At 36.3% G+C, this 13,829-nt stretch carries 15 protein-coding genes; 8 read left to right on the top strand and 7 right to left on the bottom strand.

The annotated features are described in order from the left end of the window. Positions 1-11 precede the first annotated feature (11 nt). Positions 12-839, top strand: coding sequence for an alpha/beta fold hydrolase (locus DBX25_RS10310; RefSeq protein ID WP_108670708.1), 828 nt, complete (start codon positions 12-14; stop codon positions 837-839). Positions 840-1,554: 715 nt separating this feature from the next. On the opposite strand, the gene DBX25_RS10305 is transcribed toward DBX25_RS10310, so the two are convergent. Next, complete coding sequence (locus DBX25_RS10305; RefSeq protein WP_157950939.1) at positions 1,555-1,809, bottom strand: DUF1871 family protein; 255 nt, start codon at positions 1,807-1,809, stop codon at positions 1,555-1,557. A gap of 122 nt (positions 1,810-1,931) precedes the next feature. Here DBX25_RS10305 and DBX25_RS10300 point away from each other — a divergent pair, with 122 nt between their 5' ends. Further along, a complete protein-coding gene (locus DBX25_RS10300; RefSeq protein ID WP_108670706.1) occupies positions 1,932-3,101 on the top strand; it encodes a MalY/PatB family protein in 1,170 nt (389 codons plus the stop codon). 92 nt (positions 3,102-3,193) lie between these two features. On the opposite strand, the gene DBX25_RS10295 is transcribed toward DBX25_RS10300, so the two are convergent. From DBX25_RS10295 to DBX25_RS10280, 3 genes are all read right to left on the bottom strand, one after another. After that, positions 3,194-3,709: a superoxide dismutase family protein gene (locus tag DBX25_RS10295; protein ID WP_108670768.1), complete on the bottom strand. Its 516-nt coding sequence runs from the start codon at positions 3,707-3,709 to the stop codon at positions 3,194-3,196. Between the two features lie 99 nt (positions 3,710-3,808). Then, positions 3,809-4,027, bottom strand: coding sequence for a hypothetical protein (locus DBX25_RS10290; RefSeq protein WP_108670705.1), 219 nt, complete (start codon positions 4,025-4,027; stop codon positions 3,809-3,811). Positions 4,028-4,700: 673 nt separating this feature from the next. After that, complete coding sequence (locus tag DBX25_RS10280) at positions 4,701-5,441, bottom strand: peptidylprolyl isomerase (RefSeq protein ID WP_108670703.1); 741 nt, start codon at positions 5,439-5,441, stop codon at positions 4,701-4,703. A 146-nt stretch (positions 5,442-5,587) separates the two neighbouring features. Between DBX25_RS10280 and kapB the strand changes: the two genes are divergently transcribed. After that, positions 5,588-5,974: a kinase-associated lipoprotein KapB gene (gene kapB, locus DBX25_RS10275; RefSeq protein ID WP_108670702.1), complete on the top strand. Its 387-nt coding sequence runs from the start codon at positions 5,588-5,590 to the stop codon at positions 5,972-5,974. A 265-nt stretch (positions 5,975-6,239) separates the two neighbouring features. On the opposite strand, the gene kapD is transcribed toward kapB, so the two are convergent. Then, positions 6,240-6,863 carry a 3'-5' exonuclease KapD gene (gene kapD / locus DBX25_RS10270; RefSeq protein ID WP_108670701.1) on the bottom strand — a complete coding sequence of 208 codons (624 nt, stop codon included), beginning with the start codon at positions 6,861-6,863 and terminating at the stop codon, positions 6,240-6,242. Between the two features lie 246 nt (positions 6,864-7,109). Here kapD and DBX25_RS10265 point away from each other — a divergent pair, with 246 nt between their 5' ends. Next, positions 7,110-8,963 carry a transglycosylase domain-containing protein gene (locus DBX25_RS10265; protein WP_108670700.1) on the top strand — a complete coding sequence of 618 codons (1,854 nt, stop codon included), beginning with the start codon at positions 7,110-7,112 and terminating at the stop codon, positions 8,961-8,963. Between the two features lie 38 nt (positions 8,964-9,001). Here the strand turns inward: DBX25_RS10265 and DBX25_RS20595 are convergent, their stop codons facing one another. After that, on the bottom strand, positions 9,002-9,163 hold the full coding sequence (locus DBX25_RS20595) for an N-acetyltransferase (RefSeq protein WP_157950938.1): 162 nt from the start codon (positions 9,161-9,163) through the stop codon (positions 9,002-9,004). A 4-nt stretch (positions 9,164-9,167) separates the two neighbouring features. Next, on the bottom strand, positions 9,168-9,725 hold the full coding sequence (locus tag DBX25_RS10260; protein WP_108670699.1) for a DUF5366 family protein: 558 nt from the start codon (positions 9,723-9,725) through the stop codon (positions 9,168-9,170). A gap of 207 nt (positions 9,726-9,932) precedes the next feature. On the opposite strand from DBX25_RS10260, the gene DBX25_RS10255 reads away from it, so the two are divergent. The 4 genes from DBX25_RS10255 to DBX25_RS10240 are packed head-to-tail and all read left to right on the top strand — an operon-like array spanning position 9,933 to position 13,822. Then, the gene (locus DBX25_RS10255; protein ID WP_108670698.1) at positions 9,933-10,640 is read left to right on the top strand and encodes a response regulator transcription factor; all 708 of its coding nucleotides are present in this window, start codon (positions 9,933-9,935) and stop codon (positions 10,638-10,640) included. Beyond that, complete coding sequence (locus DBX25_RS10250) at positions 10,637-12,106, top strand: sensor histidine kinase (RefSeq protein ID WP_108670697.1); 1,470 nt, start codon at positions 10,637-10,639, stop codon at positions 12,104-12,106. Before DBX25_RS10255 ends, DBX25_RS10250 begins: the two co-directional genes overlap by 4 nt. Next, positions 12,106-13,227 carry a LolA family protein gene (locus DBX25_RS10245; RefSeq protein WP_108670696.1) on the top strand — a complete coding sequence of 374 codons (1,122 nt, stop codon included), beginning with the start codon at positions 12,106-12,108 and terminating at the stop codon, positions 13,225-13,227. The genes DBX25_RS10250 and DBX25_RS10245 overlap by 1 nt, the downstream gene beginning before the upstream one ends. Before the next feature lie 10 nt (positions 13,228-13,237). Beyond that, positions 13,238-13,822 (top strand): hypothetical protein, encoded by a 585-nt coding sequence (locus tag DBX25_RS10240; protein ID WP_108670695.1) that lies wholly within the window; start codon positions 13,238-13,240, stop codon positions 13,820-13,822. Positions 13,823-13,829: the final 7 nt, after the last annotated feature.

Here is a 13,829-nt window from a genome sequence, read left to right as displayed (position 1 = left end):
GGTGAAGAAATATGACTCAAATGGTCTCACAGGCGTTAACAGTAAATGGGAATAATGTATATTACGAGTTATATTCTAATCCTGCCTCTTCCCATACACTGGTCATGCTACACGGCTTTTTATCATCTTCTTTTAGCTATCGTAAGCTGATACCTCTTCTAGTAAAGGAGTATTCCATCTTGACTGTCGATTTACCTCCGTTCGGAAAAAGTGGAAAGGATATATCTTATACGTACTCTTATGAAAACCTAGCAAAAACCGTTTTGCAGTTAACTGCTAATTTGAATATCGGACAGTTTTCAGTTGTGGGACATTCCATGGGAGGACAAATTTCATTGAATATGATGAAACTGGAGCCAGAACGTGTGAAAAATGGAGTATTGTTATGTAGTTCAGGTTATTTAAAGAGGGCAAACCGTCGCCTTATCTATTCAAGCTTCATCCCATATTTTCATTTATACGTCAAGCTTTGGTTAGCTCGCTCGGGCGTTCGGAAAAATCTACAAAATGTCGTACACAATCAAGCATTGATTGACGACGAAATGTTATTTGGATATTTACAACCCTTCTTAGAGGATGACATTTTTAGAGCTCTAACAAGGATGATTCGAGACCGAGAGGGAGACTTATCTCAAGAAATGCTTAAAACTATTTCAACACCATGCTTACTTATATGGGGAGAGCATGATAGGGTCGTACCACTTCGAACTGGCAAACAACTGCATAAAGATATCCCGAACTCCAAGCTTGTCATATTAAAAGAGGCAGGGCATCTCGTTCCAGAAGAAAAACCAGAAGAAGTCGCAAATCACCTAAAACAATTTTTACTCGCTCAATAAGATGAGAGAAGGATTGGATCGGTAAAATTTTTTGTTCTTCTTCCCTACTTATGCAAGAATGGGTATATATTAATAAGGAGGCCGGTACATGATGTTAACGGGTTCTCTTTTGAGGTGCAAAATCATAAATAACAGTACAAATAACGTAGTAAAAAGCATGGTGATTAGCAATTTAATCATCATGCTTTTTTGCCTCCGAGTATTCTCCGTCCTACCCGATCAGATAAATAGACGGAAAAATTCCGCTTAATTAGGAAATAGCATTGAAAATAGCTTAATTAGACGGAGAGATTCCGCCTATTGACTCGAAAAACATGAAAATAGGGGATTTTGCTTGGTATAACCGGAAAACCTCCCCTTATTTAGCCCGAAACGAGCTCCATTCTGAATTTAACCGGAAAATCTCCGCTTATTTTACTTCGCTGGTTACTTAATTAAGGAAGAATAAATATAGCCGAGTTTCCTATCAATTTTATCAAAGTATTAACAACCGTTTTAGCATATAAACTAACAGCATGAGAATGTTTATTCTCACTTTGCTAATTGGTATGCTAATTACAGTGTTAATTCTCAGGTTAAAATACCATAAATGTTGTTAGTCCAATAAAAAATAGCATGCTAAATCATATACGATTTAGCATGCTATTTGTGTTGATTTTTTACATTTTGCACACCAAAAGAGAACCCATTATACATGATGTACGAGCCTCCTGTTTTATGAACAACTTGATTGCTCTTTGAGTATAAGTATTTCTGTAGCAATTCTATTTGCCTCTTCCTTCTTTATCTCTTCTCCGAATGAGAATTCATATATATTTATGATTTTGGTAGCCAATTCCTCAGCTGAATCAACCTCATAAATAGCTTGCATACATTCAGCTATTTCTGTTTCATACCCATGGGAACCGACTTCAAATGGATCCCATTGTTCTAATAGTTTCTGAACTTGAGAATATAAATCTTCGGCCATAAAATTTTTCTCCTCATTTATCTGATAATGAATGATATAATCATCCTCCATATAGTATCATAAAGAAAAACTACATACTGTATAACTTACTTTTCTTCCAAACTAATTGGGTGGTGTTAATAATGATTCAGAATCTTTTTGAACAGAACCTCAATCGTATAAACACAGGGTCCATCAAATGGGATATGACAAAGGAATTTTTTGGTGTAGATGATGTACTCCCAATGTGGATTGCCGATATGGATTTTGCCGCTCCACAAGCAGTTACAGACGCATTGATTGAACGCACAAAACATCCTATTTACGGATATACCGCACCGACTTCGTTTGCATACAACGCTCTTATTCATTGGATGAAAGATAAATATGATTGGAATATTAATCGAGATTCTATTTGTTTTAGTGCAGGAGTGGTTTCGTCACTTAGCACATGCATCCAAGCCTTCACAAAACCTGGCGACCGTATCATGGTTCAATCTCCAGTTTACACCCCTTTCTTTGATTTAGTTCATAAAAATAAACGAGAATTAGTTAATAGTCCTCTTTATATTGAAAATGGTCAATTTCGCATATCGTTTGAAGATGTGGAAGCTAAAATGCGTAATGGCGTTAAGATGTTTTTATTATGTAGTCCACACAACCCTGGAGGAAGGATTTGGACTAAGGATGAGTTAAAGCGACTCGCCGAACTATGCATACAATATGAGGTAATTCTATTGTCTGACGAAATTCATTGTGACCTTACCCTCTCTGGTCAAAAACATTATCCAGTAGCTTCTCTTGATGAACGATTCAGCGATCTGATTATTACATGCATGGCTCCAAGTAAAACCTTTAATATTGCTGGTCTTCAATCGTCGGTCATCATTGTCCAAAATCCTGAGTTTAAAAAGAAAATCAAGGATACTCAATCTGCTCAAGGTTTTCATGGCTTGAATATCTTTGCTTTAGAAGCTTTAGCAGCTGCTTATACGCATGGAAGTCCCTGGCTTACTGAATTGTTAAAATACGTTGAGAACAATTTAAATACAAGCATTCAATTTTTCCAAAAGGAACTACCATTGATCAAACCCATGTCCCCTCAAGCTTCGTATTTATTATGGCTTGATTGCAGGGATATAGGGCTTATAGATAAAGAGCTACAAAGAGTTCTACTTCAAAAAGGAAAAATCGCCTTGGAACCAGGAAGTAAATACGGCCCAGGTGGCGAAGGATGGATGAGGATGAATATAGGATGCACTCATGATGTTTTATTAGACGGACTTAATCGAATGAAGAAAGCACTTTCTTAGGTATTTTGTAATAGTCTAGACACTTTACGATAAAATTTAATTAGGGTGTCCTAAAGGATGATACCATTCACCTTTAGGACACCCTTTCTCACCTATTTTTTCTTTTTACTAATTACGCCACAGGCAATCCTTTTTCCAGAATCTCCAGCTGGTTGAGTCATTCCATCGTCCTTCTTACTAGTAATGACAATGGAAGTACCTTCTTTTTCGAGTAGAGAGTTTTTCTTACCTTGTCGAAGAGTGACTGTAGGAGCAGCAATTTTTACTTTCACACTCCCATCGCCCTCAACAATCAAGTTAGGCAAATCCCCAGCATGAGCCCCCTCTGGATGCAATAAACCATGTTTCTTCTTGTCCGGGTCAAAATGATTACCTGCAGACTTGAATTCAGGAGCTTCACACATAGGCTTTTCATGAATGTGAATGGCATGTTCTCCTGGTTCCAATCCTTCTAAATTAATATCCAACTCGATACCCTTTGACTTTTCAGCTAGCTTAATTGTCCCAAGGGTATCGCCAACTTCATTATGCATTTCTACATCTAACTTTGTGGGATTTTGATTTTGTTGAGTACAACCTGATAGTAATAGTAGTGAGCTTGCAATCATCCAATGCTTTTTCAACTTTTCCACCCCAAAGACATTTTGTCTATATTTTGTCTGTAAAATAAAAAAAAATACCCTTTCACGGGTATTCATGATCAGCAGTTATTGATTTTCAGAAGCGCTTTTAGCTTTCTTCCCAAGAATCTCATCTTCTAGCTCTTTCGCCTTCTTTGCCTCTTTTTTCGATACGTTAATAATAAATCGCATTGTAATTACGGCAGCTACTAAAAAAATGAATGATGTGATTCCTGCTGGAATATATTCACTTTTATCTTCTGGAAAATAAAGAAATAACCCTAAAATAGCTTCGACGACTAGCATACGCTGTTCATCCTTTCATGTTAAGCTCTATACTACCATGGTTTCCCAATTCTTAATAATTGTTCAGCGGTCAACCATAGATTATCTTAACACTTTTCCGTTCTAACACCAATCCGTAATAACAGGAAAAAGTTATCCACTAATACTGGGAGCATTTAGTATATCAATTTTTTATATCTTTTTTTCTATAAAGATCAATGGACTTTTATCCTTCTCCTAAGATCATTAATCAATATTTAGCATAGCCTACAAAAAAAGAATGCAAACTAAAAACGTGGATGCCAATCATATAAGTAATTCGCATCCTTGAAGAAATATACAGCCTAACAACATGGGTGGTGAAAAAATGGCTAAAAATAAAAATAACGTATTTAAGAATAATAAAAACGCCTTACCAAAGGTAGATGTAGAATTCGCTGGAGAAAATGGACTTGAAAAAAATCATTAAAAGCCCAAAAGAGTCAAAATAAGTAAAGGATTAACGCTATATCAAACCATTAGTGCAACTAGAACGGCACTGGCGAAAGCCTGTTTTACTAAAACTTTATTCCTAAAATTGTTCACTGCTTCGACGTACTTTTTTGGTGACAATTTATGCTTTCCATAAAAAATGAGGAGGACTCCAATATGCTCGAGTTCCTCCTCTAATAAAGAATACGATTGTTCAATAAACTTATTGTACAATTTTAATCTTTTTAATGATAATATCCTCTACAGGTTTGTCTCCTTCTGCGGTTTTAACATTTGCCATAGAGTCAACAACATCCATTCCCTCTACCACTTGTCCAAAAACGGTATGCTTTTGATCAAGCCACGGTGTTCCACCATGCTTTGCATATAATTCAACTACTTCTTCAGGAAAGCCTGCTTTTAACATTTGATCTTGTAGACCTTCATCAATCTTACTTGCTTGAACAATAAAAAATTGGCTTCCATTTGTTCCAGGTCCTGAATTCGCCATGGAAAGTGCGCCTCGGAAATTGAAAAGTTGCATGGAGAATTCGTCTTCGAATGGTGCTCCCCAAATGCTTTCTCCTCCCATACCTGTTCCTTGTGGGTCACCACCCTGTACCATGAAATCCTTGATGACACGGTGGAAGGTAACTCCTTCATAGTATCCCTTTTCTGCATGTGTGACGAAATTTTCCACAGCTTTTGGAGCCATTTTAGGGAAAAGCTTGATTTTAATATCACCCATGGATGTTTCCATTACTGCGACCTTTTCGTCAGCTTGGATATCTTTAAATTGTGGGTAATCTCCCGGAGTTTCTACTGCATCACCTTGAGTAGATTCTTCTTTGTTTTCTTCTGAAACAGCTGGCTTCTCTTCCTTCTTTGCTTCATCCTTACTCGTTCCACATGCCGTTAAGACAAACATAATGGAAAGAAAAAGCATTAATAACGATTTTTTCATAGTATCTACCTCCACCAAAAACTTTACATGATTTCCATTCAAAAATCACTAGAGTACACAAAATTTCAATTATGAAGAGAGAACTCTTGTAATCCATTCAGTTCCATATGTATGATGTAAACAAAATTACGAGAGAAGGTGTCATCATGGATGAAGGAATCTTTAAGATAGGTGAAACAGTCACAGCTATTTACAAAACGGGAAAATATATAGGTGAGATCACAGATTTTAGACCATCCTCTTATTTAGTAAAAGTGTTGGCGGTGGAAAAACACCCAATGCAAGGAGATTTACATAATCCAAAGCAAACAGAGGTAGGGATGTTCCATCAACGTCGTGCGCTTGCATTCAGGGAACAGACAAATGTTCCTTTAAATATGGTAAGGCCTTACGAAGGTGATGTACCAGATTATAAGGCTTCTTTGCAAGAAGCAATCGACAAAATGAAAGATAACCTACGGGAAGAAAACAGTCCTTGGAGTCTTAAAAGCCTGGAGCTGCTTGAGGACCTGGAAAAGGATTATTTTAAGTAGGCTGTTTTTGTAAAGTTTGTTGCTTTTTTAGTGTAGTTTACTATTACTAACGGAGTTGATTGGAGAGGAGGGCACTTGACTCCAGCGGGATACAGAGGGAAGTGGGAGACCCCACAGGCGGTACGCCGAGGATGCTCCCACCCTCCCCGCGGAAAGCAAGTGCCTGGAGCGTAAATCAACGGACGAATTATCTAGTCTAAAAACAATAATCTATAAGAAAAGAGCCAAATATAAAAAGCCAAATCACTTTAGAGGATTTGGCTTTTTATAATGCAAATTTATTCATAACCTTAGATAAATCAATTCGATCACCAATTGTAGTTGGCTGATGGTTCTCCATATACTTCTTGTCCTTTTCTACGAGTTTAAAAATATTGTAAGTCGTCATAGCGTCGTCTAGTGCTCGATGATGTTTACCTACTCCTTCTTTGCCGTACTCCTGTACCGCTTTCCATAGGCCCGTCTGATTTTGATCACCAAAAAATCTTTTGTATTCCATAGAAAGGTCTACAAACTTTCCTTTAAACGGGAATTCCACTCCAGCATTTTGACAATTGTTACGTAGGACTTTCATATCCATATTTCCCCAAGTGACAACCACACTTGGTTGATCCATTTCTAAATCCACAAGCATATTCACTAGCTCTTCAAATAAGATACCTTGGTCAACACGGTCTTGACTGATTTTAAGAAAGTTTTTACATCGTTCTGACAGAATAGGGAACTTTTTTGGTTTTACGAATGCAGAGAATTCATGTAAAACCTCTTCTCCCTTCACAAGTATCGCACCTACTTCAATAATTTCCGGAAAAAATCCCTCTGGCTTCGGTTTTCCCTCAGGCATAGTAAACTCAAAATCAATGAATAAATATTTTTGTTCTTTTTCCATTTTACATTCCCCCTTTATTCATATATTTCAATGACTCTTAATCTACTAATATTTCCTTATTGAAAAATTATAGCAGATTCAACGAATAGCAGAGTCAAACTAGATTAATTTTTTTTAAGGGTTTCCCCTTTTTAAGAGATTTGTGCTTTATACTATTTTCTAGAAAACAACTTTATTTGCAGTTTTACATAATCAATCTATGCTTGTCTAACAACAAGGACTGCAACAGACAGGAAGATGAACAACATGCGTACCTTCTTTGGATATTTGCTTACTTTACTACTCGTCCCTTTTTTCGCTCTTTTGACCATATTGACATACGACGAATTGAATACATATCAACCTTTACAAAAATTCTTAGATAAAAACATTGTAATTAACCATGCTTCTCTTCCGGTAAACAGTGTGGTTACTTCTTCGGATGGTAGCATTATTTCCGAAATCTATAATGAACAGAACCGGGTCTACTTACCCCTAGAGAAGATTCCTTCATTCATGAAACAATTGTTCATTATTACTGAGGATCAGCATTTTTATGAACATAAGGGAGTCGACGCACTCGCCATTACGCGAGCTATTCTTGTGAACTCTCAAAGCCAAGAGCTAGAACAAGGTGGTAGTACCATCACACAACAACTTGCAAGGAATCTATTTTTAAACCATGAAAAAACTTATAATCGTAAGCTATCTGAACTACTGTACTCCTACCAGTTGGAAAGAAATCTTTCAAAAGAAGAAATACTAGAGCTTTATCTCAATGCAATCTATTTCCAGAATGGTGCATATGGAATTGAAGCTGCTTCCCAGAAGTATTTTAATAAATCGGTTTCTAAGTTGTCCGAAGCAGAAATGGCTTTCATTGCTGCAATACCTAACAATCCGAATTTATATAATCCTATTAAGCACTTTGAAGCGACTAAGGAGCGACAGGAACGACTTCTTGAACAAATGGTCACTGCTGGTAAACTCAATCCATCACAATTTAAGGAACTGATCCAAGAAAAAATTTTAATTCGAATAGATCACCGGATAGATCTATATCCTGATTACGTCACTTATGTGGAAGAAGAGCTTCGTGAATTAGTCGCACAACAGGAAGGCTTATCCCTTTTGGAACCAGACACTGTCCTACTCAAAAAGAACCAAGACATTGTCGAACGAAAAGTAAAAGATTTGCTAGAGTCTGGGGTAATAATAAACACGGCACTGGATACTGAATTACAGCTCCAAGCAAAAAGGTCTATGGAAAATGAACTTTCTGCTACTGGTGTACAAGGTGTTGCTGTAGTTATACAACATCATACGCGCGAGCTTGTCTCTTTGACTGGGGGAAAGTATTATAAAAAATATTCTTTTCATCGCGGTTTTCAAAGCTTTAGACAACCTGGATCTGCCATCAAACCGTTGCTGGTCTATGCTCCTTATATAGATCAAACAGATGCTTCACTTAATGAAAGCATCGACGCTAGTAACTTTTGTGAAAAAGGCTATTGTCCGAATAACTATGGGAGAGCAATTTACCATCATGTCACATTGGAAAAAGCATTCGCCAAATCCATTAATACACCGGCTGTGAGGCTACTGAACAAAATAGGGGTTCAAAAAGGCTTTTCATATTTAGAGCCATTCCATTTCACAAAGGTTTCTAACCAGGATCATGGATTGGCCGCAGCTGTTGGTGGATTTACTTATGGTATGAGCCCAATTCAATTAACCTCTGCCTATACATCTTTTCAGGATGGTACTTATGCTCCTGTGAGGACAATCCGTAGTGTAACAGATCAACAGGGTAATATCCTTTATCAATGGAAAGACAAACCCGTTAGAGTATGGAAGGATTCTACTGTAGATAAAATGAGGAAACTATTTCAAAGTGTGGTCCAAGAGGGGACCGCACAAAAAGCCTATTTCCCAAGTTCTTATATAGGTGGGAAAACAGGGACAACCAACGATGTGAAAGATTTATGGTTCATTGGAATGGATGCCATGTATACGACAGGAGTGTGGATTGGCAAGGACCAACCTGCGAGCATAGAAGCATTTTCTCAATCATCCCCTCATTTAATAGCCTGGAAAAAAATCATGCAAGCAGCTCAATAGTGAACAGGGAGACAAAACAAAGTCTCCCCGTTCACTATTTATTTTTCAAATAAACTTAAGAAAAAACCTGGTGCAACTTCTAAGTCTTTCAACCAACGAAAGCCATTTTTTTCATACAACGATTTTGCAGGTGCATTGTCTTTTCCTGTAGAAACTTTATATCGCCAAGAAGGATACAGCGTTAGCAGCTCCTTGTTCATCCTCCTAAACTGGTAAGCTTGCAATCAAACTGTTATATAGCTTCATTAATGACAAAAACACTGTTAAAAGTAGTATGGACCAAATCATAGTATGAAAGAAAATTAATCCAATTAACCCAGCATTAGATAACGTAGGACTAATGATATTCACGAAATACACAAAAGCCACAATCGTTGTAATGATAAAGATAGCTATAATCAACAAAATGGATTTCACCATCAATAAGGACAATATCCCTCCAATAACGTAAATCGATGAGACTTTACGTACGCTCTTCAGACTTTCTCCCTCAGAGTCCTTGGAAAAGAACAATAACGAAAATTCAAGAATCGTATCTGAAATGAGTTTTAAGGCAGCGAATAGCATAAAGAAACAAATAAAGGCTGCTAGTAACAAAGATAATTTTATACCCGTTACAGAAAAGAACTCACGCATCCCATCGTATACTCCGATGCTTTTCAATAGTATAAGGGCTTCCATTTCGCCATAAATCGCGAAAGATAACGAGAAAAGAATAATTGAAATCAAGGGAAAATACCCTATCAAATATGTATTTTTCATTGCCAATCTCCAATTTCCAAACTATTTTCACCTTCTCATTATGCTAAACCTTACGCTAAAGAACAAATTTATTTTTTCCACCTCCATCTTCCCTTACAATAAAGCTAATAGTAAATACATTTTTTACTAAAAAAGAAAAAATAAAGAAATTATTAAATTTCATGTTAGGTGATTTTTTATACATACAATGATGATGAGGGGATCAATATGGTACAACATTCTATTTTGGTAGTTGAAGACGACAAAGAGATTGCCACAATACTTGTAAAGTTTTTAAGAGAAAGAGATTATCAGGTCACCTGGGCCTCTACTGGTAATGAAGGATGGGAGGATTTTAAGAGTGGGAAGTATGATATGGCTATCATCGATTTAATGTTACCTGGTATGGATGGATTTACTCTATGCCAAAACATTCGGTGGTCCAGTCAAATCCCTATGTTAATACTTAGTGCTCGACATGAAGAAGATGACAAGGTTAGGGGGTTAAAAATTGGAGCTGACGACTATATGACCAAACCATTTAGCCTTCGGGAGCTTGGAGCTAGAGTGGAATCACAGCTAAGAAGATATGGTAGATATCAAGAGGAGATCCATCATGAGGATATGCTTGAATATGATGGTGGCTTAACAATATACCCTGAAAAAAAAGAAGTAATTCTTAATAGTAATTCAATCTCCTTAACATCAAAAGAATTTTCTTTACTTCTACTATTTTGTCAAAACCCTCAACATGCTTTTACGAAGAAAGAGCTTTATGAGCACATTTGGCAACAACAGGAGGTATCTGGAAATAATACCGTAACTGTCCATATTAAGAGCTTGCGTGACAAATTAAAGGATCCCTTAAAAAATCCATTATTTATCCAAACGCTTTGGGGTCAGGGATATCGTTTTGTTGGAGTACCCAAAAAATGAAAATGAAAACATGGCTAATGATTTCTTACTTTCTCATTATGTGTATTCCGGTACTTATTTTCATTATGTTAGTCTCTATGCTTCAATTATGGGACAAGAAAAAAGATATTGCCGACTATCTCTCAGTCCAATCTAAACTTTCTTACTATGAAAGTGTTTTAGACAATCCGATCTTATATGGTTGGGAAGATTCAAAAAGGCAGAGAATAAATGAGTTAAAAAGGTTAGAGGATTTATCTCGAACTGGTGTTAGATTTGCTTTGTATGATTCGTCAGGCTTTCCCCTCTTTTCAGCACCACATTCACCTGGTTCGAAAATTTCGAGTAAGGAATTATTCCAAGATTTATATGAGCTTAAAGCAGGTTACCAATCTTTTCAATTCAAAAAGCCAGTCATCGTCGAAAAAGAAACAATCGGCTTTTATACAGTCATTTTCCCAAGAGATGAGTGGATTTCTGGAGTCGAATTTCGCAAAAATGTTGCGATTACACTCTTTATTATTACCTTTCTACTCTTGTACGTTTTAAGTTACCTATTTCTCAAAAAGAAGTGGCTACATCCTATTCGAGAGTTACTTTTAGATATGGACTCCTTTGCGAAAGGTAAGTCTGTCCCAAGACGATCTCACCGAGGAAGAAAAGACGAGATTGGCGAATTGTTCCTAGGCTTCAGCTCCATGCAAGAAGAAATCTTCACCCAACAAGCTGCTTTGCTCGAACAACAAAAACAAAAAGAGTATATTGCAGCCTCTATTGCGCATGACATAAAAACTCCTTTAACTTCAATTCGGGCATCTGCAGAACAACTTACCATAGAAAAGCAAATGGAATGGGAAAACTTTAGAACAACAATCTTAGAAAAATCCGATTATATCCATAGTCTTATTGATGATTTGAGCATCTTTACGATTTTACAAGGTGCAGAGTATGAATTACCTAAGATTAATGTCGATGCAGAAGAATTTTTCGATATGCTCCTCTCAGGCTTTGAGGACTTAGCAATTGAGCAAAATATACAGGTTACAACTACCGTTACAGTGTCGGAAGAGGTCTATGTTCACCCAAATCAATTAATTCGAGTTGTGAATAACCTAGTTTCCAATGCATTTAATCATGTAACTCCTAATGGAAAAGTATGGATAGGTGCACTATCAACCCATTTACCCCTTCCAGAATGGATCTTTTGGCCACACCACAACCTTATTGATTTAGATGATAAGAAGGTCTTATTAATTGTTCAAAACGAAGGAGATTTTGTTCCTTTCGACGAAATCGAAAAGCTGTTTGAGCCTTTATACCAAAGAGATTCTTCCCGCACTAATCGATCATCTGTTGGAAGCGGACTTGGACTTCCGATCGTAAAATCAATCATTGAAAAACACGGAGGAGCTATATCCTTTTTATCAACAGAAGGCTATGGATCTACTGTAATCTGCTATTTACCTCTAACGAAGGAGGTAAAGTGATGATGCGACCTATACTCGGTGTTCTAATTGTTACTTGTTATCTTTTATCTGGATGCTCTAAAGGACCTCAATCTGATGAGTCTATGCTGTTTTCTATTATTGATCAGAAAAAATCTTTGTCCTACCCCACATTTTATTTAGAAAAAGAGATTTCTGTATTTAAAAACGGGGCGCTTATCAGTCAAGAAGACATCCGCTGGTGGAGAGATTCAATCAATAGAAAAGAACGAAAAGATATCCTTCGTTCAAACGGGGAACAAGAGATTGTCATTACAGATGATAACCAATCTGTTCACTGGAGACATAACAAACAGCTAATTCAATATCAAATATTAACACCTCAAGAATTAGAAAGTGCATTTTTCTTAAAAGAACAAACCATACAATATTTAGAAAACCTTAGAGATCAATATGAACTTACCTTAATCGAAGAAGATCGATTTGGTGCTTTCCATACCTACCGTATCGACGCACTTCCCAAAAAAGGATCAGCAAATTTAGATGATATCTCAATTTGGATTGATAAAAAATCTTGGATGATCGTTAAGGAAATCAAACGTACAGGGGATATACGAACAGCGACGAGAGTAACGAAATTCCAAAAAAACCCTATTTTCTCGGCTAATACATTCTTTTTACACACTGTTAAAGCAAATGTGCCTATTCCAGGACATAAGAAGATTATGAAACCATTAGATTCTATCGATCACGAAAAAAATGAGGTTCATGGTCGTTTTCAGAAGGAGAACTGGAGAATTTTTACAGATAACAATAGATTCAATCAGGATTTTAAGGGGGCTTATACTCTTCCTATAAAAGATGATTTAATTTTATACAGCCTTCATTTAAATGACAGGAATGATTCATTTTTAGCTGTGTATTCAAAAGACCTGAAAAAAAGATATGAACTCGTCGTGGCTAAAGGAAAAGTACAAGAGGAAAACAAAAAACAAGCTGTGCAATTTGTGTTTAATGCTTCACCAGTTTATTACAATATAGAGTCTGAAAACCAGATAGAGCTTTCTTGGTACTATAAAAATTTCTCATATCAATTAACCGTATATCATCCAGAGATAGACAATATGCAGTCTTTGTTAAATAGTTTGATACCTATAAATTGAGGTGAAACAAATGAAAAAATGGCTAATATACTATTCATTCATATTGGTGTTCAGTTTTGGTTTTAATATCTCTGATATGTCAGCTAGTACGAAATATTCTTCAACGATGGAAAAATACCTTGAGGAAACAATCCACTATTATCATGATAATTCAATGAATACAATCGCATTGAAAGAAGTAAATGATGGAACAGTCACAAAAATTCTAAGAGTTGATGATCCCCTTACTGAGGAAGACGAAGAAAGAATTGAAGAATACAAAAGTGATTTAGTTATTGCCTTTGTCGAGTTTGAACAAGTTAGAGATTCCATTTTTTACTTCACAAAAAAAGATTTCCTCTACTATGACAAAAAACGTGATGAATTTCTTCTTCCTGGAAACGTATTAGGGAATAATGAAGTAAAAGAATTCTTTAATAAGTACCTAGAGGATATGGGAAAGGAAATGCAAACAGCCTCATTGATAAAATTTATGGTTATGTTATTCCTAGCTTTATTTATACCAGTAGTGATCCTGATTCGTAAGGAAGCTTCTCATAAGGAATCTACCTTTTCTATCCATCAACGACAATCAAAATTCAACAGAGACGTTTAATATTATA

It is taken from the genome of Peribacillus acanthi (assembly GCF_003073175.1).
GTDB classification, from domain to species: Bacteria; Bacillota; Bacilli; order Bacillales; family DSM-1321; genus Bacillus_BN; species Bacillus_BN acanthi.
This window is presented reverse-complemented; position numbering and strand designations above follow the sequence as displayed.

What these genes read in the sequence shown, in the direction of transcription:
- DBX25_RS10310 (WP_108670708.1), top strand. Translation starts at nt 12, where the DNA reads ATGACTCAAATGGTCTCACAGGCGTTAACAGTAAATGGGAATAATGTA.
- DBX25_RS10305 (WP_157950939.1), bottom strand. Translation starts at nt 1,809, where the DNA reads ATGGCCGAAGATTTATATTCTCAAGTTCAGAAACTATTAGAACAATGG.
- DBX25_RS10300 (WP_108670706.1), top strand. Translation starts at nt 1,932, where the DNA reads ATGATTCAGAATCTTTTTGAACAGAACCTCAATCGTATAAACACAGGG.
- DBX25_RS10295 (WP_108670768.1), bottom strand. Translation starts at nt 3,709, where the DNA reads ATGATTGCAAGCTCACTACTATTACTATCAGGTTGTACTCAACAAAAT.
- DBX25_RS10290 (WP_108670705.1), bottom strand. Translation starts at nt 4,027, where the DNA reads ATGCTAGTCGTCGAAGCTATTTTAGGGTTATTTCTTTATTTTCCAGAA.
- DBX25_RS10280 (WP_108670703.1), bottom strand. Translation starts at nt 5,441, where the DNA reads ATGAAAAAATCGTTATTAATGCTTTTTCTTTCCATTATGTTTGTCTTA.
- kapB (WP_108670702.1), top strand. Translation starts at nt 5,588, where the DNA reads ATGGATGAAGGAATCTTTAAGATAGGTGAAACAGTCACAGCTATTTAC.
- kapD (WP_108670701.1), bottom strand. Translation starts at nt 6,863, where the DNA reads ATGGAAAAAGAACAAAAATATTTATTCATTGATTTTGAGTTTACTATG.
- DBX25_RS10265 (WP_108670700.1), top strand. Translation starts at nt 7,110, where the DNA reads ATGCGTACCTTCTTTGGATATTTGCTTACTTTACTACTCGTCCCTTTT.
- DBX25_RS20595 (WP_157950938.1), bottom strand. Translation starts at nt 9,163, where the DNA reads ATGAACAAGGAGCTGCTAACGCTGTATCCTTCTTGGCGATATAAAGTT.
- DBX25_RS10260 (WP_108670699.1), bottom strand. Translation starts at nt 9,725, where the DNA reads ATGAAAAATACATATTTGATAGGGTATTTTCCCTTGATTTCAATTATT.
- DBX25_RS10255 (WP_108670698.1), top strand. Translation starts at nt 9,933, where the DNA reads ATGGTACAACATTCTATTTTGGTAGTTGAAGACGACAAAGAGATTGCC.
- DBX25_RS10250 (WP_108670697.1), top strand. Translation starts at nt 10,637, where the DNA reads ATGAAAATGAAAACATGGCTAATGATTTCTTACTTTCTCATTATGTGT.
- DBX25_RS10245 (WP_108670696.1), top strand. Translation starts at nt 12,106, where the DNA reads ATGATGCGACCTATACTCGGTGTTCTAATTGTTACTTGTTATCTTTTA.
- DBX25_RS10240 (WP_108670695.1), top strand. Translation starts at nt 13,238, where the DNA reads ATGAAAAAATGGCTAATATACTATTCATTCATATTGGTGTTCAGTTTT.